Source organism: Cohnella algarum (assembly GCF_016937515.1).
GTDB classification, from domain to species: Bacteria; Bacillota; Bacilli; order Paenibacillales; family Paenibacillaceae; genus Cohnella; species Cohnella algarum.
On the sequence record NZ_JAFHKM010000002.1, the window covers coordinates 2,048,155 to 2,070,467 of the forward strand.

At 58.0% G+C, this 22,313-nt stretch carries 18 protein-coding genes and 3 pseudogenes; 15 read left to right on the forward strand and 6 right to left on the reverse strand.

Annotated features, from left to right (window positions below; genetic code table 11):
• Positions 1-18 precede the first annotated feature (18 nt).
• The 4 genes from JW799_RS09300 to JW799_RS09315 all read right to left on the reverse strand — a co-directional run bounded on the left by JW799_RS09300 (position 19) and on the right by JW799_RS09315 (position 4,063).
• Entirely contained in the window at positions 19-1,680 is a 1,662-nt protein-coding gene (locus tag JW799_RS09300) for an ABC transporter substrate-binding protein (RefSeq protein WP_205429485.1), read from the reverse strand.
• A 57-nt stretch (positions 1,681-1,737) separates the two neighbouring features.
• Positions 1,738-2,634, reverse strand: coding sequence for a carbohydrate ABC transporter permease (locus tag JW799_RS09305; RefSeq protein ID WP_205429487.1), 897 nt, complete (start codon positions 2,632-2,634; stop codon positions 1,738-1,740).
• Positions 2,635-2,647: 13 nt separating this feature from the next.
• Positions 2,648-3,520 carry an ABC transporter permease gene (locus JW799_RS09310; RefSeq protein WP_338026351.1) on the reverse strand — a complete coding sequence of 291 codons (873 nt, stop codon included), beginning with the start codon at positions 3,518-3,520 and terminating at the stop codon, positions 2,648-2,650.
• Between the two features lie 207 nt (positions 3,521-3,727).
• Positions 3,728-4,063, reverse strand: a complete 336-nt coding sequence (locus JW799_RS09315) for a helix-turn-helix domain-containing protein (protein WP_240353212.1) — start codon at positions 4,061-4,063, stop codon at positions 3,728-3,730.
• A 464-nt stretch (positions 4,064-4,527) separates the two neighbouring features.
• On the opposite strand from JW799_RS09315, the gene ltrA reads away from it, so the two are divergent.
• Positions 4,528-5,682 carry a group II intron reverse transcriptase/maturase gene (ltrA, locus tag JW799_RS09320; protein WP_240353213.1) on the forward strand — a complete coding sequence of 385 codons (1,155 nt, stop codon included), beginning with the start codon at positions 4,528-4,530 and terminating at the stop codon, positions 5,680-5,682.
• A 155-nt stretch (positions 5,683-5,837) separates the two neighbouring features.
• Here the strand turns inward: ltrA and JW799_RS09325 are convergent, their stop codons facing one another.
• Positions 5,838-7,139 (reverse strand): IS1380 family transposase, encoded by a 1,302-nt coding sequence (locus tag JW799_RS09325; protein ID WP_080832311.1) that lies wholly within the window; start codon positions 7,137-7,139, stop codon positions 5,838-5,840.
• Between the two features lie 120 nt (positions 7,140-7,259).
• Here JW799_RS09325 and JW799_RS29590 point away from each other — a divergent pair.
• Together JW799_RS29590 and JW799_RS09330 are read left to right on the forward strand one after the other, a co-directional pair.
• Positions 7,260-7,538: pseudogene (locus tag JW799_RS29590) on the forward strand (group II intron reverse transcriptase/maturase); the annotation flags it as partial.
• A 275-nt stretch (positions 7,539-7,813) separates the two neighbouring features.
• Positions 7,814-8,994 (forward strand): annotated as a pseudogene (locus tag JW799_RS09330) (IS110 family RNA-guided transposase).
• Between the two features lie 110 nt (positions 8,995-9,104).
• Here the strand turns inward: JW799_RS09330 and JW799_RS09335 are convergent.
• Positions 9,105-11,072, reverse strand: a complete 1,968-nt coding sequence (locus JW799_RS09335; protein ID WP_205429491.1) for a PDC sensor domain-containing protein — start codon at positions 11,070-11,072, stop codon at positions 9,105-9,107.
• Positions 11,073-11,271: 199 nt separating this feature from the next.
• Between JW799_RS09335 and hprK the strand changes: the two genes are divergently transcribed.
• The 12 genes and pseudogenes from hprK (at position 11,272) to hisIE (ending at position 22,295) form a co-directional block, all read left to right on the forward strand.
• Complete coding sequence (hprK, locus tag JW799_RS09340; RefSeq protein WP_205429493.1) at positions 11,272-12,204, forward strand: HPr(Ser) kinase/phosphatase; 933 nt, start codon at positions 11,272-11,274, stop codon at positions 12,202-12,204.
• 48 nt (positions 12,205-12,252) lie between these two features.
• Positions 12,253-13,182: pseudogene (gene lgt / locus JW799_RS09345) on the forward strand (prolipoprotein diacylglyceryl transferase); the annotation flags it as partial.
• 431 nt (positions 13,183-13,613) lie between these two features.
• The gene (ppaX, locus tag JW799_RS09350; RefSeq protein WP_205429496.1) at positions 13,614-14,276 is read left to right on the forward strand and encodes a pyrophosphatase PpaX; all 663 of its coding nucleotides are present in this window, start codon (positions 13,614-13,616) and stop codon (positions 14,274-14,276) included.
• Entirely contained in the window at positions 14,273-14,764 is a 492-nt protein-coding gene (locus JW799_RS09355; RefSeq protein WP_080831827.1) for an acyltransferase, read from the forward strand. The genes ppaX and JW799_RS09355 overlap by 4 nt, the downstream gene beginning before the upstream one ends.
• A gap of 722 nt (positions 14,765-15,486) precedes the next feature.
• Positions 15,487-16,710 carry an ATP phosphoribosyltransferase regulatory subunit gene (locus JW799_RS09360; protein ID WP_080831829.1) on the forward strand — a complete coding sequence of 408 codons (1,224 nt, stop codon included), beginning with the start codon at positions 15,487-15,489 and terminating at the stop codon, positions 16,708-16,710.
• Positions 16,707-17,345 (forward strand): ATP phosphoribosyltransferase, encoded by a 639-nt coding sequence (gene hisG / locus JW799_RS09365; protein WP_205429497.1) that lies wholly within the window; start codon positions 16,707-16,709, stop codon positions 17,343-17,345. Before JW799_RS09360 ends, hisG begins: the two co-directional genes overlap by 4 nt.
• A gap of 154 nt (positions 17,346-17,499) precedes the next feature.
• On the forward strand, positions 17,500-18,789 hold the full coding sequence (gene hisD / locus JW799_RS09370; RefSeq protein ID WP_205429498.1) for a histidinol dehydrogenase: 1,290 nt from the start codon (positions 17,500-17,502) through the stop codon (positions 18,787-18,789).
• Positions 18,786-19,388, forward strand: a complete 603-nt coding sequence (gene hisB, locus JW799_RS09375) for an imidazoleglycerol-phosphate dehydratase HisB (protein WP_080831832.1) — start codon at positions 18,786-18,788, stop codon at positions 19,386-19,388. Before hisD ends, hisB begins: the two co-directional genes overlap by 4 nt.
• A gap of 1 nt (position 19,389) precedes the next feature.
• Positions 19,390-20,022 (forward strand): imidazole glycerol phosphate synthase subunit HisH, encoded by a 633-nt coding sequence (gene hisH, locus JW799_RS09380; protein WP_080831833.1) that lies wholly within the window; start codon positions 19,390-19,392, stop codon positions 20,020-20,022.
• A gap of 24 nt (positions 20,023-20,046) precedes the next feature.
• Complete coding sequence (gene hisA / locus JW799_RS09385) at positions 20,047-20,787, forward strand: 1-(5-phosphoribosyl)-5-[(5-phosphoribosylamino)methylideneamino]imidazole-4-carboxamide isomerase (RefSeq protein ID WP_080831834.1); 741 nt, start codon at positions 20,047-20,049, stop codon at positions 20,785-20,787.
• Positions 20,788-20,880: 93 nt separating this feature from the next.
• Positions 20,881-21,639, forward strand: a complete 759-nt coding sequence (gene hisF, locus JW799_RS09390; RefSeq protein WP_205429499.1) for an imidazole glycerol phosphate synthase subunit HisF — start codon at positions 20,881-20,883, stop codon at positions 21,637-21,639.
• Positions 21,636-22,295: a bifunctional phosphoribosyl-AMP cyclohydrolase/phosphoribosyl-ATP diphosphatase HisIE gene (hisIE, locus tag JW799_RS09395; protein WP_205429500.1), complete on the forward strand. Its 660-nt coding sequence runs from the start codon at positions 21,636-21,638 to the stop codon at positions 22,293-22,295. The genes hisF and hisIE overlap by 4 nt, the downstream gene beginning before the upstream one ends.
• The last annotated feature ends 18 nt before the right edge of the window (positions 22,296-22,313 follow it).

The window sequence follows — 22,313 nt, forward strand, 5'->3', positions numbered from 1 at the left end:
TCCGTTCGTCAATAAGCTTTACTGCATCGCCGAGTAGGCTTCCTGATAAATTTCGATCAGCCGGCCAAGGTTCATGTTGTCGAGCGTTTTGACATAGGTGTCCCAATCCTTGTCGAGATCGGCGTCGCCGAGAACGAAGCGGGCCATCATTTCATCGACGTAGTCGTTGATCGTCTTCGCCAGGTCGGCGGATTCGGTCGCCTGTTCATTCGTCATGAACAGCGGCGGCACGGAAGAAACGTCGGTCGGTTTGTACGGCTCGTAATTATTTTTCGTTTCGTTGTACAGGATGACTTCCAAATCGTTGTCTTCCTTGGCGACCGCGCTCAGGCGGAACTCGTTGGAGCGGAGCGACGGGCCGGTCTGCGCCCAATGAACGTTTTGCACTTTTCCGAACGGCTCGACCTCCGCCCATTTCGCCGGTTCTCCGTTGATGCCGAGCTCGTCGGCTTCCGCTTCGCGCCATTCCGTGTCCGGACGGCCGTAGTTGCTGCGCAGCGTATGCTCGTACTCGTACAAGCCGTCCGCCCAGCGGAAGGCGACTTCCGGATTTTCGGCCTTGTCGGTAATAATGAAGGTTCCGGGCACCAGGATCGCGGGATCGTTCGGCGCGTATCGGACGCCGGCCGGTCCTTCGAGCGGCGGCACCGTTACGTATTCCGCCCATCGGCCGCTGTCGCCGAGCAGCTGCGTGAACGCGGCCGTCGTGCCGCCCGTCGAAGCGCCGAGCAGCACCGTATCCGGGTTTTCCCCGAGCTGAATGAGCTGGTTGTTGTCCTGGGTGAACGATTCCGAGGTCAGCAGGCCGTCTTCATAAAGCTTGTTCAGATATCGAAGCCCTTCCTTCCATTCCGGCTTGTTGTACGCGACGTCTAGCTTGCCGTCCTTTACGAACAGATGCTTCGTGTCGCCGTACATCGGATTGTAGATAAAGGAATTCATCAGGTACGCGTCGATCGGCGATCCCCACGCTTGGTTCGTGATGGAGAGCGGAACCTCGTCCGCTTTGCCGTTGCCGTTCGGGTCCCGCGTTTTGAACGCCATGAGCACGTCGTAAAATTCGCCGGTCGTCGTCGGGACGTCGAGTCCGAGCTTGTCGAGCCAGGGCTTGTAAATCCACATTTTCTGGTTCATCGAGCAGTGGTAGCATTCGTTGATTTCCGGCAGCGAATAGATGGAGCCGTCCGGCGCCGTAATCGCTTTCTTGACCTCAGGTTTGTCCGCGAACAGCTTCTTCGTCTGCACGCCGTATTTCTCGATCAGATCGTTCAGCGCGATAAAGGTGCCCTCCGAACCGTAGATCATTTGCTGCGAAGGCGGAACGTTGAGGCCGAGAATCACATCCGGATAATCCCCGCCGGCAAGCACGAGGTTCAGCTTTTCCTGCAAGCTTTGCTCCGGCACGACTTCCCATTCGATATGGACGTTCGTTTTTTCTTCGTACCATTTCGTGAATTCGTTCGTCTCGAAATCTTCGACGAGCGGGTTGCCGCGCACCATCACTTTCAGCGTCGTTTTTTCCTTGACGATCGGGTACGTTCCCGCCTCGGTCAGATTGGCCGCGGCCGAGCCGGAAGCCCCGGACGACCGGGATGTCCCGTCGCCGCCGCCGGAACAGGCCGCGAGAACGAACGTCAACAGCAGAATGATGGAAAGAAGACCCGGGTAACCTTTTTTCATGGAAATCCTCCTATACGGGCTTGAGTTGCCGTCGGGCATCGGTGCCCGCCGCGGGCGTTATCCTTTGACGGAGCCGATCATGACGCCCTTGACGAAAAACTTTTGCACGAACGGATACACGATAAGCAGCGGGAGCGACGTGACGACGATCAGGGAATATTTCAGCAGCTCGCGCAGCCCCTGTCTGGCCGCGGCGGTTTTGACGTCTCCAAGCATGTCGACGCTCACCTCGTTCTGCACGAGAATGTCGCGCAAAATGAGCTGCAGCGGATACAGATCGGGATTTTTCAAATAAATCATCGCGTTGAAATACTGGTTCCAGTGCCCGACGGCGTAGAACAGGGCGATGACGGCCAAAATCGGGCCGGACAGCGGCAGCACGATCCGCGTAAGAAACCGAAAGTCGTTGCACCCGTCAAGTTGGGCCGCTTCCAGCATTTCGTAAGGAATCGTCGTCTGGAAGTAAGTTCTCATGATGATGACGTTCCATACCGACAGCGCCGTCGGCACGATCATCGCCCAGATCGTATCGAGCATGTTCAGCTCCTTGACGAGCAAATAATTCGGAATAAGGCCGCCGTTAAACATCATGGTGAATACGAACAGCAGCATGAAGCCGGCTCTTCCCCTGAAATCCCGGCGCGACAGCGGATACGCCGCCATGATCGTCAGCGCGACGTTGAGCAGCGTGCCGAGCGCCGTATACATGACCGTATTGAGAAAGCCCCGAACGACGTTGCCGTTTTGGAAGATCGCCTCGTATCCGTCCAGCGACGGTTCGACCGGCCACAGCCAGACGCGTCCGGACAAAACCGCGCTCGTGGAGCTGAACGACGCGCTGAACACGTAGATCAGCGGATAGGCTACGGCGATCAGCGCAAGCGTAAGCAGAATCGCGTTGACGATATTGAACAGCCGATCCCCTTTGGACTCTTTGATGACCCGTTGATTCATCCCGCCATGCCTCCTACCATAAGCTTTCCTGGCCGAGCTTCTTGGCCGAGGCATTGACGACGACGAGCAGGATGAAGCCGATGACCGCTTTGAACAACCCGATCGCGGTCGCATACGAGAAGTTGAGCGCCTGCGACACGAGCCCCACCTTGTACACGTAAGTGTCGATCACCTCGGACGTCCGCAAATTCAGAGAATTTTGCATCAGCAAAATTTTTTCGAAGCCCGTCTCCATCACGGAGCCCGTATTCAGAATGAGCATGATGATCGCGATCGGCATAATGCCGGGGATATCGATGTGCCAGATGCGCCGCGCTTTGGAGGCGCCGTCGATGACCGCGGCCTCGTGAAGCGAAGGATCGATCCCGGAAAGCGCTGCCAAAAAAATAATGCAAGAGAACCCGACGTTTTGCCAGATGTGCGACCAAACGTAGATCGACTGGAACAACGACGCCTCGGCCATAAAGTTGATCGGCTCGACGCCGAACAGGCCAAGAATCTGGTTGACGACGCCCGTGCGGGGGTCGAGGAACTGCAGCAGCAGCCCGACCAGCACGACGAGCGAAATAAAATACGGGGCGTACGTGACCATCTGCACCGTTTTTTTGAAACGCTCGCTGCGCGCGTAATGAAGCCCGACCGCGAGCAAAATCGGAAAAGGAAAGCCCGCGATCAGCATATAGAAACTGATGGAGAGCGTATTGCGCAGCAGCCGCCAAAATTCGTACGAATTGAAAAACCGTTCGAACTGGCCGAAGCCGACCCAAGGACTGCCGAAAAAGCCTTTGGATATCGTGAATTGCTTGAACGCGATGACGTTGCCGAACATCGGCACGTACTTGAACAAGACGATATACAGAAGAGGCAGCGCGAACAGCGCGTACAACTGCCAGCCCCTTCTCCAATCCTGCACCCATCTCAAGCGGCGGTTCCCCCCTTTGCGCCAGATGATCGAAAGCTTCGTTTGCCGGCCGGCGATTTGAAGTATAAGGGGGGGCATGGGGGGCGTAAAGCGGAAGATTTCATCCGTTGCGCAATCGTTTAGAATCGTATGAAAGCGCTGTTACTCCATATTCAAGCGCTGTGCGTTTTTTTAGAACCCGCCCGGGGCGCGGGGTTTTCGCATTTTTCGGTATTCGGTCGCGCTCAGTCCGTTGGCCCGCTTGAACGCCCGGCCGAACGTGTTGAGGGAGTAGTAGCCTACCCGGGCGGCTACTTCGTTCACGGGCATGTCGCTCTCCTCAAGCAGCCGCTTCGCGTGCTTCATGCGTTCGTTTTCCAGATAGTCCGAAAAGTTGACCCCGGTTTGTTCTTTGAAAAAGTAGGAAACGTACGCCTCGGAAATGCCGAACCTTTCCGCCAGCTTGCTCAAGCTTAGATCGGTTTGCATGTAATGATCGTCGAGATGCCGAATCAGCTCTTCCTTCAATCGCTTGTTGTGGCTTTCGTATTATTAGGTCAGCCAGAGATTTCTGGTTGGCCTATTTTTAGTGTGCCACGCATGGCGATTAACTAGGTGGTGAAAGTCCACTGTGGGGGTTTGTAGTTACCAACCACTAGCCAAGAGCAAGGGTGTCCACCGCGAGGTGGAATCCAAAGGAAGCTGGAGGCAAACTTCCGGCCCAAGGAACACGAACATCATCAGGCATAGGATACGGGATGAGTCTGCTAAACAAGACGAAGTCCAATTAACTACACGGACGTACCAATGTAAATGATGTGGGTATATGGAAGGAAAGTGAATCGTCTTACCGTGGGAGGTCTCATGGACGTGAGGAGATGCACTTCGAATCACGGTTGAAACAAGATTTATCATGAGAAGTCAGCAGACGCCATAGTACCGCGAACAGTCGACGGTTCGAGGGAAGGGCTGAACCTTAGGAGGTGAAGTCAATGAAAGTTACCGAAACAGGAGCCAAGGGCAGCCAACTTCTAACGGAAGACTCTTTGCAAAAGAATAGTGCGGAACACGAAGGATATGCGGGAGTGCACAGTCCTGCGAGGATAACCGAAACCGACGACACCAACGCAACCGAGTCGAAGGACCGGTTGCTTGAGAAAATCGTTAGCAGGGACAACTTGAACGAAGCATTCAAGAGAGTCAAAGCGAACAAGGGATCGCACGGAATCGACGGGATGGGAGTAGATGAACTTCTACAATATCTCAGAGACAACGGCGAGACCATCAAGCAACTGATCTTGGGCGGCAAGTACCGCCCGAATCCCGTTCGAAGGGTAGAGATTCCCAAAGAGAACGGAAAGAAGAGAAACCTTGGCATTCCAACAGTGGTTGACCGAGTCATCCAGCAGGCAATCGCCCAAGTGCTTACGCCAATTTATGAGAGGCAGTTTTCAGACAACAGCTACGGATTCCGACCCAAACGGAGCGCACACCACGCGATGAAACGAAGCCAACAATACGTGCAAGAGGGATATCGTTACGTGGTGGATATGGACTTGGAGAAATACTTTGACACCGTCAACCAAAGCAAGCTCATCGAGGTGCTTTCAAGAACGATCAAAGACGGACGAGTGATCTCGCTCATCCATAAGTATCTCCGGGCGGGAGTCGTCGTGAAGCATAAGTTTGAGGACACGGAAATCGGCGTACCGCAGGGAGGGAACCTAAGTCCGATTCTCAGCAATATCATGCTGAATGAATTGGACAAGGAACTGGAAGCAAGAGGACATCGATTCGTGCGATACGCAGACGATATGCTCATATTCTGCCGGAGCAGGAGGAGTGCGGAGCGTACCCTGACGAAAATTCTCCCTTACATCGAGAAGAAGTTGTTTCTCAAGGTAAACCGGGAGAAAACGATTGTGGACGATGCGACAAAAGTTAAATTTCTTGGCTTCTCATTCTACCAGAGCAAAGGGGAAACGCGGGTCAGAATCCATCCCAAATCCGTATCCAAGATGAAAGCTAAAGTGAAAGAGCTAACGTCGAGAAGCAACGGAATGGGCAACACCGACCGGGCGCTGAAGCTTAGGCGTTACATCATGGGATGGGTAAATTATTTCAACCTAAATTACGAAAGCCTATAGAATCAGGCTTTTGAAGACGCAGAACTTGGATTTCACAACCAATTATGGAGGCAGAATATGCAGTCAAAATGGAATGCGAGCAAAAATGCCGTTACTTTCCCCCTCCCCACATGAAGGGGCAACGGGATTTCCAAGACACAAATTGGGATTATCGTTTATTCCAATAAAATACTTTTTCGCTCCATTCGTCGCCATGCCCACTGGTTTTGGAAAGACGTACTCAGTTTCAATGTCATTTGGCGGGCATGCTGGACAAACACACCTGCACAAACAAAAAACGTTCGCCGGAACCGCTGGATGGTGTAGGATCGGTGAATCGGCTCACAACAATGATGCTTGAATCGCTCAAAGAGATTATAGGCGAGCAGCTTTAAGAGCAGGTCGATTTCATTGGCGGCAAACGACTGCGTTGGAATGCGGTGGATGGCAAAGCCATTCTTGCCTTCCTTGATGTAGTTCTCCATGCAGCAGCGCTGGTTGTAGAACCGCCACACATCGATGGCTTCCCATTCCTCCGTTGTGACCATGGCTTCGTATTGCCAAAGCAAATCCAGTTCCAACTGAGACTGATCCCCGTCCCAACGCGGCATTTTGCGGATGACAGCAACACGACGCATCTTCTTCCAACCGATCGCTTGGTAGGCCAGCACGATGCCTTCAATGATCCAGTCCTCGTCCACAAAGCGTGTCCAATGCGCACAGGTTTTGACTTGGTCCTGGAGACGACTTGTCCATTTCAGCTTGCCGACGTAGCCGATCTGACGGGACTCCCAGAACGCGTAGAAGTCTTCTCCGCCAAAGCCTTTGTCAAACCGGGCATAGCGTACGTGGTGGGATTCCAACAACGCCAGCGTTTGCCGGGCAAACGAAAGGACGTCGGTCGAACTGCTCGTGTTGCCGGGACGCAGCGCGGCATTCACTAGCATTCGCGACTGCCCTTCGTACACGAGAAGGGGATGATAGCTCTTTCGGCCGCGCTTCTGACTGTTAAAACCGACTTCCGCTCCCTGCTGGTTGCCGTACACCGTCTCAACAGTCGAATCCAGATCGAGAATCAAGGAGTCGGGTAGCTGCGGTGCAATGATTTCGACATTCAGGTTTCGCAGGGCTGGCGCTAAATGGTCGTGGGCTTTGCCCAGACGAAGCAATTCCTTGTTTAACAATGTGTGATGCGGCACCCGGCCGCCCAGCGCCTGGGCGATCAAGGCATCACCTTGTAGGGATTTGAAATGAAAGAGACGTTCGCAGCCCAAAATCCAGCCGATGATGAGCATCTGCAGAATGCGATGCGTCGGAAAGATGGCATTCGCCGCTTTGGCTAGTCCAAGGCTCCGAAGGGCTTGATTCAAACCGATGTTTTCAAGAAATCCGAGGATCACCTTGCTTCCTGCAAAATTTGTTGCATTTCTCATAGAAAATGCCGTTTTCAATGACGCGATTTTTGTGGTAGACTTCACCTTAAGGGTGCTCCTCTCTTGGTTGGTGATGTTCTAGGCAAACACCATTCTACCAAAGATCTGGGCACTTTTTCATGTTTTTATGAGGTGGTACTTTCGTAATTCAGGTTCAAGCTTGCTGACATGAAACAACTACTCCAAACCACTGATAAATGGATGAGAAGGCGTATCCGAATGGTCTTCTGGAAGCAATGGAAACGAGTGAGGACGAAACTCGAAAGGCTTATATCGCTCGGAATTCATGAACAGAAGGCGTGGGAATACGCAAACACAAGAAAGGGCTATTGGAGAATCTCCAATAGCCCAATCCTCTCGAAGTCCCTCGGTAACAATAGGCTGAAGAACCTCGGATTCCTTTTCTTTTCTGATTATTATCGACAAGTTACTGCGCATTCCTAATGGAACCGCCGTATACCGAACGGTACGTACGGTGGTGTGGGAGGTCGGCTGCCCAATTAATGGGTAGCCTCCTACCCGATTTGGGATCTTACGATGGTGGTAGCCGGGAGAACGAGGGTGGCTTAGGGGCTAGGACCCCGTCAAAAAAACTGTTCTCTCACTACCTTCCAACGACCATGTTTGAGCTGGTAGGGGCAATGACCTCGCATCACAAGCGAAGCTATGGGTTTGGAAGCCATGTGGGAATGCCGGTGAACGAATTGAAGGAGGGTTTTATGCAACCAGTTGTAGGCGTGGATGTAGCGAAAGGTTTTAGCGTGATACAGCCATTCTTAAGACGGAACGAGCCATACGGAAGGATGGAGAACCTTCAGCATGGGGAGAATGGTTTTGCGCGATTAGGGGAATTGTTAGAGCAACTAAAGCGAGTGAGCGGCGAGGACCCCGTTGTTGTCCTCGAAGCGACGGGCCACTACCATCGGGGGTTAGTGGGATATTTAAAAGTTAACGGATGGATCCACTACATCGTCAACCCCTCCGAGCCAAACGAGCAAAGGGAACGCAGCTCCGTAAGGTGAAAACGGATGCGGCCGATGCTTGGCATCTGGCTGAGCTGTATTACAAGGGAGATGTAGTTCCACACCGCGAATGGCAAGAATCCTATACGGAGCTTCAGCACCTGACTAGACAGCATGAGTTTGTAACCGGCATGTATGTACAGGCAAAATTGAATAGCAGGGCATTAATGGAGCAAGTATTTCCGGATTACATTGGAATATTCCACAATCTTTTTTCGAAAACGTCATTGAAGGTGCTGAAGCGATGCTTAATGAACCAGACAACAGATCTAGGGGAATTTATTCGAGAATGCACAGGTAAATCCCATTCAAAAGTGTGGATAGAAGAGAAGGTAACGAAGCTTAGTGAAATTCTTCATAACTGGGCTAGGCAAGTTAAGAGTCCATCTCAGACAATTGCACTGAACAGCATGGTTTCGTTGCTGCTGGAGTTTGACGAGCAATTAACCCAGTTGGAAAAGCAAATGAATGAACTGGCCGAAGAACTGCCGGAGATACAATTGATTAAGAGCATACCTGGCATAGGGGACAAACTTGCTGCACAGATTGCAGCTGAACTCGGGGATGCCAGCCAATTCGAAGATGCCAAGCAGGCTGTGGCTTTTGCAGGACTAGATCCGGGAATCTACAGTTCGGGGAAATTTACAGCCACGTCTAACCGAATTACCAAAAGGGGCTCCAAAAGGCTAAGGCGAGCGTTGTATCTAGCCGTACAGTGCGGAATTCGAAGAGGTGCTAACCGAAGGATAACCGATTACTACAAAAAGAAAAGGATAGAGGGCAAGCCCTACAAGGTGGTCGTGATCGCTTGCGCCAACAAGCTTCTCCATCACGTGTACGCCATCCTTCGTAAAAGCGAGCCCTACCACGAGAACTAAATGCCAAACTTAACCATAATCCTTCTCGCCAAAGAAGGTTATTTGTGCTGCCTAAAAACGAGTATACCAAAACAATTTCAATTGCACCAAACCCAAATACTTGACAAGCATTAGCTGGTTTTTTTGCGATCGTTCATGTTGCGGCTCATCCGCAGAAACGCGTCCGCCAGTTCCTTGAACGCGTCTTTTGCCAAACGTCCGGATTCCGCGGCCGCAAGCGCCCTGTCCAGCTCCTCGGAGCCGAGCCGGTCGTCCGGCTGCGTCTGCTCGATGCATTTGAGCAGCGTGCCGCTCATTTCGCCGAGCAAAATGCGGCCGACGCCCGCGGGCATGCCGCTTCCCTCCAGGTTGTTTTTCCGGATCAGCTCGAGCAGCGCCACGGTTTCTTCGACATCGCCCGATTTGACCAGATTGATCAGCCGCTGCTCGACGTCCGGCGGATAGTAATACGCGGGCAGGGGAAGGGCGTCGTCGTCGCGGCAGACGACCGGACGCGTTTCCGTCCAGTTTGTCCGCTGCAGGATCAGCCGAGCCTCCTCGTAAGAACGGCTGATTTCCGTCAATCGGGAATAGCAGCCTCCGACGGCCGCGTATGCGGCGATGTTGAGCGTTCCGGCGAGCCGGGCGCGCAGTTCCTTGAGCTTGTTCAGGCACTCGGAAAGAAAGGCGGCGGACGTCGGCGCGTCGCCGTTAAGCACTAGGGCGATCTGGTTTTCGCCCAGATCGTGCGCGGACATCGCGGCCCCGTACGCTTGGTCGACGACGTCGCGAACGGCCATTTTGCGAATTTCGAGCTCGGTCAGCATTTCCTCGTTGTACGTGCCGTCATAGCCGGAGATCGCGAGCACGCCGACGGCGAAATAGTCCCCTTCCCACTGCAGCCTCGAATGCTCCATGGCCAGGGCGATATCTTTGTCGGAAGCGAACTGCCCCCGCAGCAGCCGCTCGTAAAAGCCGCTGCGGATCAGCGGCGCCTGCTGCTCCAGCTTCTCCTCCAGGGAGTTGTTGCGGTAGACGAGACCGGCGACCGAGGTTCGGACGTCATCCCAGGTGTTCCGGGGGTTCCCGTCCGTTCCGTTGGCGTGCTGCGCCGGCAGCGCCCGAAGCAGCAGCCAGAGCGGCCGGCTGTTGCGATAAGCGAACAGCGCCGCGGCGATCAGGCCGAGGGCGACGCCCAGCGCGATAATCGTCAGAATGAGCTGTTCGAAATAGCGCACCTTGTGCAGCACGGCCGATTCCGGCTGGGCCGATACGTACGTCCACCCGTTAATTTGCGATGTGGTGCGGGTGACAAGCATGCGGCGGCCGTCGATCGCGGCGGAAGAGAAACCGTCGGGCAAATCGGCCGCCCACGCGGTAGAGGCGAAGTCCCCCGTGCCGCTGATCGCTTGCCCCCGATCGTCGGTAATGAACGCGAACCCTCCGGAATCCGGCACCAGCTTGCGAAGCATGCTCTGGATCTGGGAGTTGTCGATGAGCATCAGCACGAGGGCGACGCGGTCCTTCGTGCCGAACGATTGCATATAGGAAACGACCGACTGCCGCTTGCCGTCGTAAACGGCGGACTGGCCGGGAATGAACGTCCGATACCGGTACCGGTCGGACAGCTCGCTTTTCCACCGTTCGAAGCTGAAGCCGTCGTATTGGAATTTCAAATCGTAAAACTGCCGCAGCGTATACACTTTGTGGGGGGATACGGCGAGGTCCTTGTCGGGGTAAACGACGTAATAGTCGAGAATGAAATGGTTGAACAGCGGATAATCGAACAAGCCCTTCTGCAGCTCGAGAATGCGCGCCGGATTCGTTCCGGCGAACGGATCGCCGACGTAGGGGAACGACCTTGCTTTCGTGCTCCCGGCCACTTGCTCGGCGATCGTTTCGATTTCCTCGAAACGCCGGTCCAGGGTTTCCTTGGTTTGAGCCATGATGGCGTAAGCGGTTTCATTTGTTTGATTTTCAACGAGCGCCGCCGTGCGCCCGTAAGCGTACAGCCCGACGGCCACGAAGCCGGCCAGCAGGACCGCGTAGGGTACGAAAAAATGCGCCAACACTTTCACTTTTCGGTTTACTTTGGACATAAGGAGATCTCTCCCGGGCTCGATGTCGATACGGCCGTGACCGATAAGGTTCAGTGTAAGGAAAAACGGCGGCCTTGACAATAAAGAAAATGAACGGGCGCGCGAAAGCGAATCGTTCGGCAGGCGAGCGGATTACATTGATTTCCGGCGGTATTTTCGATACGATGAATAAATAAACGGATGGGAAGGGAGCTGTACGATGGCCAAGAAAGTAAGAGTATCCGAACTCGTGCAGCAGTTCCAATTGGAAGTGGTGGCGGGCGTGGACGGCCTGCGCCGCACGATCGAGACCGACGACCTCAATCGGCCCGGCTTGGAGATGGCCGGCTATTACGATTATTATCCGGTGGATCGCGCCCAAATCCTGGGCAAGACCGAACTAGCCTTTCTCGAAACGCTCACTTCCGACGAACGGCGGGAGCGGCTCGAGCGCATTTGCGCGGACGAAACGCCCTGCATCATCATTACCCGCGGCATCGAAGCTCCCGAGGAACTTGTCGGCGTGGCGAACGAGCGCAATTTCCCCGTGCTGCGCAGCGGGATGGCGACGACGATCCTGATCAGCCGCATCACGAACTTTCTCGAGAAGAAACTGGCCCCGACCGCCACGATCCACGGCGTTCTGGTCGACGTGTACGGGGTCGGCATGCTCATCACGGGCGGCAGCGGCATCGGCAAAAGCGAAACGGCGCTGGAGCTCGTCAAGCGCGGCCACCGGCTGGTCGCCGACGACGCGGTCGAAATCCGCCAGACGGCGGACAACCAGCTGTACGGCAACGCCCCGGAGCTTATCCAGCATTTGCTGGAAATTCGCGGGTTGGGCATTTTGAACGTCATGACGCTGTTCGGGGCCGGCGCCGTCCTGACGCAAAAGAAAATCAGCCTCGTCATCAAGCTGGAAAACTGGCAGCAGGAGAAGCAATACGACCGGCTCGGTCTGGACGAGGAGACGACGCGCATCATCGAGTCGGATATTCCGCTCGTTACCGTCCCGGTGCGTCCCGGACGGAACCTGGCGGTCATCCTGGAAGTGGCCGCGATGAATTACCGCCTCAAGCGGATGGGCTTCAATGCGGCCCAACAGTTTACCAACAAGTTGACGGAAGCGATCGCGGACGAAGACTACGATTAATTACGGCCGCCCGCGGCATCCGCGGGCGGGAGGAGACGGAGGAGACGGATGTTGCCGTTGGCGTTGAACCCCATTGCTTTTTCGATCGGGCCGATTTCGGTGCACTGGTACGGAATTATTCTTGGATTGGCCGCGCTTGTCGGGCTGCTGCTCGCCATCCGGGAGGGGAAAAGGTTTGGAATTCCTTCTGATTTTTTCCTCGACCTGCTGCTGTTCGGAGCCCCGTCGGCGATTATCGCCGCGCGTTTGTATTACGTCATCTTCAAATGGGACTACTATAGCGAGAATCCCGGGGAAATCATCCAAATCTGGGAAGGCGGCATCGCCATTTACGGCGCCATTATCGGGGCGCTCATTTGCGGGTACATTTATAGCCGGAAAAAAGGGTACTCTTTTATCCGCATCCTCGACATTTGCGTTCCGTCCTTGCTGGCGGGGCAAATGATCGGACGCTGGGGCAACTTCGTCAATCAGGAAGCGTACGGCGGGGAGGCCGGCGAATCGTTTTTGCGGGATACGCTGCGCCTGCCCGGTTTCATCGTCGACCAGATGAACGTGAACGGCACGTATGTTCACCCTACTTTTTTGTACGAGTCGTTGTGGAGCCTTGTCGGCCTGATCCTGCTGTTCGTCGTAAGGAGACGGAAATTCCTCCGGGTCGGCGAGCTGTCCGTCCTCTATTTCGCCTGGTATTCGATCGGCCGTTTCTTTATCGAAGCGCTTCGGACGGACAGCCTTGCGTTCAAGGGACCGGACTGGCTCGCTTCGCTGCTGGATTCGATCTGGTCGCCGATGGGCTGGCTCGGCTTCGAGCAGGGCTATCTGGACCCGGTGTACGGCAATGTCCGCAGCTCGCAGCTGCTGGCGCTGCTCATCGTGATCGCGGCCATCGTCTTTATCGTCGTGCGCCGGTCCAACGGGAGGGCCCAAGAGCGCTACTTGGATCCGATCGAACGCCGCGTCGCGGCTTCGGCTGGCGGAGCGCCGGCTTCGGATCGGGGGAGCGACGCCTACGCGGGCTCGACGATCGCGAACGACCCGAATGCCGGCGCATACGGGGACAGGGACGATCGCCGTCCTGACGACGATTCGAAAAAATCAGGAGGCGCGGACGACGCCGGCAGCGGCGGCTATTCGAGCGATTCCGGCCGTTCCGGATCCCGGTCCGGAGGCGGTTCCGCCGACTCCCGGTCGGATTCCGATTCGCGGTCGGGCTCCGATTTTTCCGGCAGCTCCGACAGCGGATCGAGCTCCGGCGGTCATAGCGGCGGTTCGGACTCCGGCGGCGGCTCGGATGGCGGCGGAGGCGGCGGAGGGGACTGAGCCCTCGGCCGAAGCCGGAGCCGCGACGAATGATTCGTCCCTCAAGATCCGCTTGGACAGCACGATGGAAATAAGGAGCAGGAATGATGAAACAAGCGATTACGACCGTTTTGTTCGATCTGGACGGGACGATTATCGATACGAACGAGCTGATTATCGAATCGGTTTTGCATGCGCTGGAGGGCGTCGTTCCGGAAGGGTTCTCCCGGGAACACATCATCCCGAAAATGGGACTCCCGCTCGCGATGCAAATGCAAATCTTCACCGGCAGGGATGAAGTCGAAGAACTGACGAAGAAGTACCGGGCCTACAACTTGCAGCGGCACGACGAAATGGTGACGCTGTTTCCGGGAGTGGCGGAAGCCGTCCCCAAGCTCAAGGCGGCGGGCCTCAAGCTCGGCATCGTCACGACCAAAATGCGCGAAACGTCCGTTCATGCCCTTAAGCTGCTCGGCATTTTCGACGATATGGATGTCATCGTGGCGCTGGACGACGTGCAAAACGCCAAGCCGCACCCCGAGCCGGTGCGCAAGGCGATGGACGCGCTCGGCGCCGATCCGCGCCGCACCGTCATGCTCGGCGACAGCGCGGTCGATATCGAATCCGCGCGGCAAGCCGGCGCCATACCGGTCGGCGTCGCCTGGTCGCTGAAAGGGAGCGAAGCGTTGCGGGAAGCCGGCGCGGAAGTCGTGATCGAAAGCATGGACGAGCTGCTCACCTTATGCGGAATCGAGGCGGAGCCCCGTTGAGACAGACCGAACGGTACCCGGTGGACGGACCGAATGCGTTATGGCAGGTATACCATACGGTTTCCCGCTGGAAGGCGGTACGCAATTTCGTGTTTATTCAGTTGGCCCGGTACTGTCCGGAGCTTCGCGTCAAAAACTGGATCTACCGCCGCGTTCTCGGCATGAAGGTCGGGAAGCAAACCTCGTTCGCGCTCATGGTGATGGTCGACGTCTTTTTCCCGGAAAAGATTTCGATCGGCGACAACTCGATCATCGGCTACAATTCCACGCTGCTGACGCACGAATATTTGATCAAGGAATACCGGCTCGGCCCGATCCGGATCGGCTCCAACGTCATGATCGGAGCGAACGTTACGGTGCTGCCCGGCGTGACGATCGGAGACGGCGCCGTCGTGGCGGCCGGCTCGGTCGTCCATCGGGATGTGCCTCCGGGCGCCCGCGTCGGCGGCAATCCGCTGCGCGAGCTCGGGTCGGACGGCAAACCTTGATTTGTTTCGAATAACGGTCCTTCGCGGCCGTTATTTTGTTTTTTAGGGGCGGGATTTGGCGGATACCGGTCTCCGAACGGCCGGGCAACGGTTGGCAGCGGTTGCGAACGGCCGGGTAACGGTTGGCGAACGGCTGGGCAGGTGCGTACTCAAATTGCCGGGCCTATGTTGGATTTTATCCAACGGGCAGTGCGAAAAACGGGGAAGCTTTGGTCTAGAGTGGATTTTATCCAACGGAGAGCGGCGATTGTGGCCGAAAAGTACAAAATGGCCTTGCCTGATTGGACAAAATCCATCGTAGACGGAAAGTTTCGCCAAAAAGCCGGTTTTGATTGGATAAAATCCATCGTAGCCAGCGAGTTTCGCCAAAAGGCCAGGGTTAGTTTTCACAAAATCCATCGAAGCCGGAGAGTTTTGCCAAAAGGCCGGTTTAGATTGGACAGAAATCCACTTGAAGCTCCGCGCATTAGGCCAGCCCACGAAGTCCTCGGACAGGCCGCGTTCCGTTTGGTCCCGAGGGTGCCGGGGCAACGGGGCAAAAGGGATGAAGCCCGCTTGACTGGGGGCATATTTACATGATAAAGTACATTAAAAGTCTTTATTTTGGCAGTATGGTAACATGTTAGAACTTTAATGTGATAAAGTGAACGGGCGGCTTTCGTCGATTTAACGAACGATGCGGACGATGCTTCGCAGCTTACAGAAACGAGGTTTGTTAGCTTATGTCCAAGCCAAAAGTGTTTGAAAAGCCGACAGGCGTTAAGGATTATTTGCCTCATGCCGTGGCGAAGCTCCGGCGGATCGAGCGGGACGTGCTGGAGTGCATGCGCCTGTGGGGCTACGAGCAAATCGTCACGCCGACGATGGAATACTACGACACGGTAGGGGTAGCCAGCTCCACTTCGGATCGGAAGCTGTTCAAGCTGCTCGACCACCGCGGGACGACGATCGTGCTGCGCTCGGATATGACGGCGCCGATCGCCCGCGTCGTTTCCTCGCTGCTGAAGGAGACGCCGTTTCCGCTGCGGCTCAGCTATCACGGCAACGTTTTCCGGGCGTTCGAGGAGGAGGGAGGCCGCGACGCCGAATTCGTGCAAACCGGCGTGGAGCTGGTCGGCGACCCGTCGCCGGAAGCGGACGCGGAGACGATCGCGCTCGCGATCGCTTCCTTGCAGGCGGCGGGCGTTCCCGCGTTCAAAATCGCCGTCGGCCACGTCGCGTTTTTGAACGGGCTGTTCGAGGAGGCGCTGCCGGGCCGGCCGGACGATCAGGAGGCGCTGAAGGAAAGGCTGCTTCAGCGCGATTACGTCGGCTATCGCGGCGCCCTGCGGCAATTGTCGCTTGCGGAACCGGTGCGCGCCGAACTGGAAGGCCTGCTGCGGCTGCGCGGCGGGCAGGAGGTTTGCGCGCAGGCGCTGGAGCTCGGCGGCAGCGAAGAGGCGAAAGCGGCCATCCGCCACCTGTGCGACGTGTGGGACGTGCTGAAGGCGTACGGCGTGCAGGAGCACGTGCTGATCGATCTGACGATGATCGGGGATTTTTCGTATTATACCGGCATGACGTTCGAGGGCTATGCCTCGAATTTGGGCTTTCCCGTATGCAGCGGCGGCCGGTACGACAACCTGCTCGCCCAGTTCGGGCGTCCGGCCGCGGCGACGGGCTTCGCGCTCAAGACGACCCGCATTCTCGAGGTCGTGAGCGACGAGGCGGATCAAGAGAGCCGCACGCTTATCGTCTATTCGCAGGAGAAGCGGGACGAAGCGCTGGCGGAAGCGGCGCGGGAGCGCGCGGAAGGCCGGGTCGTCGTGACGGAATTCGCCGCGGACGGCGGACGGCAAGCGGCCGAACTGCATCGGCAGGCGTCCGCGGGCGGAACTTTTTTCTATAAAGGCAAAGACTTCGACCGGTTCATCGCATTCGGAGCCGACAAGGAGGAGCGGGCATGACGGACGGCGGCGTTTTGAAAGTGGCAATGCCCAAAGGCCGCATTTACAAGCAGGCCAGCAAGCTGTTTCGCGAGGCGGGGCTGCCGATCCCCGAGGATTTCGACGACTCGCGCCGGCTGATCATTCCGGTTCCGGAAGCGAACATGGAATTCATCATGGCGAAGCCCGTAGACGTTCCGACTTACGTGGAATACGGCGTCGCGGATATCGGCATCGTGGGCAAGGACGTGCTGATGGAGGAGAATAAGGACGTCTACGAACTGCTCGATCTCGGCATCGCGAAGTGCCGGATGTCGGTCATCGGGCTGCCGGGCTGGAAGCCCGTCATTCAGCCTCGCGTCGCGACCAAGTATCCGAACGTGGCTTCGCAATATTTTCGCGAGCGCGGGCAGCAGGTCGAAGTGATCAAGCTGAACGGTTCGATCGAGCTGGCTCCGCTGATCGGGCTTGCCGACCGGATCGTCGACATGGTGGAAACGGGCCAGACGCTTAAGGAGAACGGCCTCGTCGAGATGGAGACGTTGTTCTCGGTGACGAGCCGGCTGATCGCGAACCGCGTCAGCTACCGGCTGAAAAACGCGCAAATCCAGGCGCTGTGCGACCGGATCGGCCAGAAGGTGCCGGCGTCGCTGTAAATGACCGAAAGCCGGATAACCGGCAGGCGCGGGCGGGACGTCCGTAAGGGCGCTTCGAATTTCGGTTCGCGCTTCCGAAGCATCCGTGCGGACTCCTGCTTGCGCGGGAGATCAAGATCAATAGAACGGACGATCAGGAAGGGGGACGATCCTCATGTATATCGGTTCGGCGGAAGGGTTCCGGCTGGAGCGGGAAACCGAATACGGCTCGGCGCAGCAAAACGAGACGGTCGCGGAGATCGTCGCGGCGGTTCGCCGGGAAGGCGATGCCGCGCTGCTGCGCTATACGGCGCAGTTGGACAAGGTGGAGCTTGCGCCGGGCGAGCTGCGGGTCGCGCAGGAGGAAATCGAAGCGGCTTACGGCAAGGTGGAGCCGGAATTTATCGCCGCGCTGCGGCAGGCGGCAGCCAACATAACGGCCTTTCACGAAAAGCAAAAACGCACGACCTGGGCGGACGCCCGTCCCGACGGCACGCTGCTCGGGATGGTGTTTCGTCCGCTCAAGCGGGTCGGCCTGTACGTGCCCGGCGGAAAGGCGGCCTACCCTTCGTCGGTGCTCATGAACGTGCTGCCCGCCAAGGTGGCCGGCGTGCCGGAAATCGCGCTCGTGACTCCGCCGTCGACGGGGGGGAGCGCCGGCATCGACCCGTACATTCTGGTGGCGGCCGCGGAAGCGGGCGTGACCGAAATGTACCGGGTCGGAGGAGCGCAAGCGATCGCGGCGCTTGCGTACGGGACGGCGAGCATTCCCGCCGTCGATAAAATTTGCGGGCCCGGCAACATCTACGTGGCGCTGGCCAAGCGCGCCGTGTTCGGCGCGGTGGACATCGACAGCATCGCCGGGCCGAGCGAAATCGCCGTGCTTGCCGACGATACGGCCGATCCGCGGTACGTGGCCGCGGATATGCTGTCGCAGGCGGAGCACGACGAAATGGCGTCGGCGGTGCTCGTCACGCCGTCGCACAAGCTCGCGCAGGCGGTCGCGGCCGAGCTCGACCGCCAGGTCGCCACGCTGCCGCGCCGCGAAATCGCGGAGAAGTCGCTCGCGGATTACGGCGCGATTTTGACGGTGGCCGACCTCTCCGAAGGCGCGGAGATCATCAACAAGCTCGCGCCGGAGCATCTGGAAATCATCACGGAGGACCCGATGAACCTGCTCGGGACGATCGAGAACGCGGGCGCGATTTTCCTCGGTCCGTACAGTTCCGAGCCGGTGGGCGATTACTATGCCGGACCGAACCACATTTTGCCGACGAACGGGACCGCGAGGTTTTCTTCTCCGCTCAATGTGGACGACTTTTTGAAAAAATCAAGCCTGATCCGCTACAGCCGCGAGGCGCTGCAGCGCGACGCCGCCGGCATCGCGACGCTGGCGCGGCACGAAGGGCTGGAAGCCCACGCGAGAGCGGTCGAAATCCGATTGGAAGGTGGAGAAAGAAAATGACGCAGCAGGCAGGAGCGCGCGCGGCGGAAATCGCCCGCAAGACGAACGAGACGGACATCAAGCTTTCGTTCGCGGTGGACGGCACGGGGACGGTCGACATCGAAACGGACGTGCCGTTTATGAACCATATGCTGGACCTGTTCGCCAAGCACGGCCAGTTCGACCTGAAGGTCGAAGCGCGGGGCGACGTGGACATCGACGACCACCATACGGTCGAGGACATCGGCATCTGCCTCGGCCAGACGCTGCGCGAGGCGCTCGGCGACAAGGCCGGCATCAAGCGGTACGCGAGCGTGTTCGTGCCGATGGACGAGGCGCTGGCGCAGGTCGTCATCGACGTCAGCAACCGGCCGCATTTCGAATACCGCGCCGAGTACCCGTCGGCGACGGTCGGCAGCTTCAGTACGGAGATGGTGCACGAGTTTTTGTGGAAGCTGGCGTTGGAGGCGCGGATTACGCTGCACGTTATCGTCCACTATGGAAAAAATACCCACCACATGATCGAAGCGGTGTTCAAGGCGCTCGGGCGGGCGCTGGACGAAGCGACCTCGATCGATCCCCGGGTGAAAGGCGTGCCTTCCACGAAGGGAGTGCTGTAACGTGATCGCGATTATCGATTACGGCATGGGCAACCTGCACAGCGTCAGCAAGGCGGTGGAGCGGCTCGGCTGCGAGGCCGTCGTGACGTCGTCGGCCGACGAGATCATGGCCGCTCGCGGGGCGATTTTGCCCGGCGTCGGCGCTTTCGGCGACGCGATGGGCAATTTGCGGGAGACCGGGCTGCTGGATACGGTCAAAGCTTGCGCGGCGTCGGGCAAGCCGCTGCTCGGCATTTGTCTCGGGATGCAGCTGCTGTTCGAGGAGAGCGAGGAGCACGGCGTCCACGAGGGGCTGGGCTTGCTGCCAGGCCGGGTCGTCCGTTTTCAAGGCGATTACAAGGTGCCGCACATGGGCTGGAACAAGCTGGAGTTCAGGCAAAAAAGTCCGCTGTTCGAGGGGCTCGAGCCCGGACACGTTTATTTCGTCCACTCGTACCATGCGCTGCCGAAGCGCCGCGAGGATCTGCTCGCGACGACCGACTACCATCAGCCGGTGACGGCGATCGTCGGCCGGGGGGCGCTGCTCGGCATGCAGTTCCACCCGGAAAAAAGCGGCGACCTCGGCATGGCGCTGCTGCAGAGGTTCGTCTCGGCCGCGGAGTCCGGGGCGGAGACGGTTTCGTTCACGGTTTGATTACAGAGGAGGCAACGGCCCATCATGTCCAACTTTATATTATATCCCGCGATCGATATTCGCGGCGGCAAGTGCGTGCGGCTCGTTCAAGGCGACTATAATCAGGAAACGGTGTACGGGGAAGATCCGGTCGCCGTCGCCCGGGACTGGGAAGCGCAAGGCGCCCGGTGGATCCACCTGGTCGATCTGGACGGGGCGAAGGCCGGCCGCCCGGTCAACGACGAGCTGATCGGCCGGATCGCGCAGGCGGTGAAGGTGCCGGTGCAGGTCGGAGGCGGCCTCCGAACGGAAGCGGACGTCGAGCGGCTTGTCGGCCTCGGCGTGTCCCGCGTCATTCTCGGCACGGCGGCGATCGAAGACCGCGCGTTCGTGACGAAGGTGCTCGAGAGCTACGGAGAAAAAGTCGCGATCGGCATCGACGCGCGGAACGGCTTCGTGGCGACGCGCGGCTGGCTCGAGACGTCCGAGGTGAAAGCCGAAGAGCTGGCGGTTTCGCTGGCCGCGGAAGGGGCGCAAACGTTCATCTTCACGGACATTTCCCGCGACGGCATGATGGGCGGTCCGAACGTGGAGGCGATCGTCCGGCTGGCCCGGGTTTCCGGCCGCACGGTGATCGCGTCCGGAGGCGTCAGCAAGCCGGAGGATTTGGAGCGGCTCGCGGAGCAAGCGGATCAAGGCGTCGGCGGGGCGATTGTCGGCAAAGCGCTGTACACGGGAAGCATCAAGCTGGCGGACGCGGTCAAGCGGTTCGCGGCGCAACAATAATCATGCAGCCGGCCGGGAGCGGCCGCCGGAGAGCGATGGTTTCCGGCGGCCCGGCTCGTTTGGGCCGGCGGGCGGAAGGGAGCCAAGCGCGCTATGCTGGCGAAACGCATTATTCCATGTCTTGACGTCAAGGACGGACGCGTCGTCAAAGGCGTCAATTTTGTCAATTTGCGCGACGCGGGCGATCCGGTCGAGCTCGCCGCGACGTACGACCGCGAGCATGCCGACGAGCTCGTGTTTTTGGACATTTCGGCTTCTCACGAAGGGCGGGCGACGATGGTCGACGTCGTGCGGAGAACGGCCGGCGAAATTACGATTCCGTTTACGGTCGGCGGGGGCATCGCCTCGGTCGACGACATGAAGCGGCTGCTGCGCGCCGGCGCCGACAAAATCGGCATCAACACGGCGGCGATCCGCAACCCCGACCTCATTACGGACGGCGCGAAAATGTTCGGCGCCCAGTGCATCGTCGTCGCCATCGACGCGAAGTACAACGCGGAGTGGGGCGAATGGGAAGTGTATACGCACGGCGGCCGCAACGCCACCGGCATCCGCGCGCTCGAATGGGCGAAGGACGCCCAGCGGCGCGGCGCCGGCGAGCTGCTGCTGACGAGCATGGACGCGGACGGAACGAAGGACGGATTCGATCTCAAGCTTACGCGCGCGGTGTCGGATAGCGTAAGCATCCCGGTCATCGCCTCCGGGGGCGCGGGCAACTCCGGACATTTTGCCGACGTGTTCGCGGAAGGCAAGGCGGACGCGGGGCTGGCGGCAAGCATTTTCCACTATAAAGAAGTGACGATCCGGGAAGTCAAGGACGAGCTGCGGGCAAAAGGAGTGAACGTGCGATGAATACGACGTGGATCGAAGAGGTTCGCTGGAACGCGGACGGCCTCGTGCCGGCCGTCGTGCAGGATGCGGTCAGCAAGGAAGTGCTGATGCTGGCCTACATGAACGAAGAGTCGCTCAAATTGTCGCTGGAAAGCGGCACGACATGGTTCTGGAGCCGCTCCCGCGGGGAGCTGTGGAACAAGGGCGCGACGAGCGGCCACACGCAGCAGATCGCGTCCATGCACTACGACTGCGACGGCGACACGCTGCTGGTCAAGGTGAAGCAGAAAGGACCGGCCTGCCATACGGGCGCCTACTCCTGCTTCTATCGCGACGCGGAGCTCGGCGGGGCCGCCGCGGAGCTTGGGGAAGCGGACCGCTTCGCCCCGCTGTCCAATCTGGAAGCGACGATCGCAAGGCGCGAAGCGGAACGCCCGGAAGGCTCGTATACGACCTATTTGTTCGAAAAAGGCCTCGACAAAATCCTCAAAAAAATCGGCGAGGAGACGGCGGAAGTCATCATCGGCGGCAAAAACAACGACCGCGCCGAAATCAGCAGCGAGGCGGCCGATTTGATTTTCCACTTGATGGTGCTGCTGCGCCAGCAGGGCATTCCTTTTGACGATGTCTTGAAGGAACTGGAATTCCGCCACCGCAAGCCGGTCAAGAAAAACTAGGCGGGGGGATCGCGACGC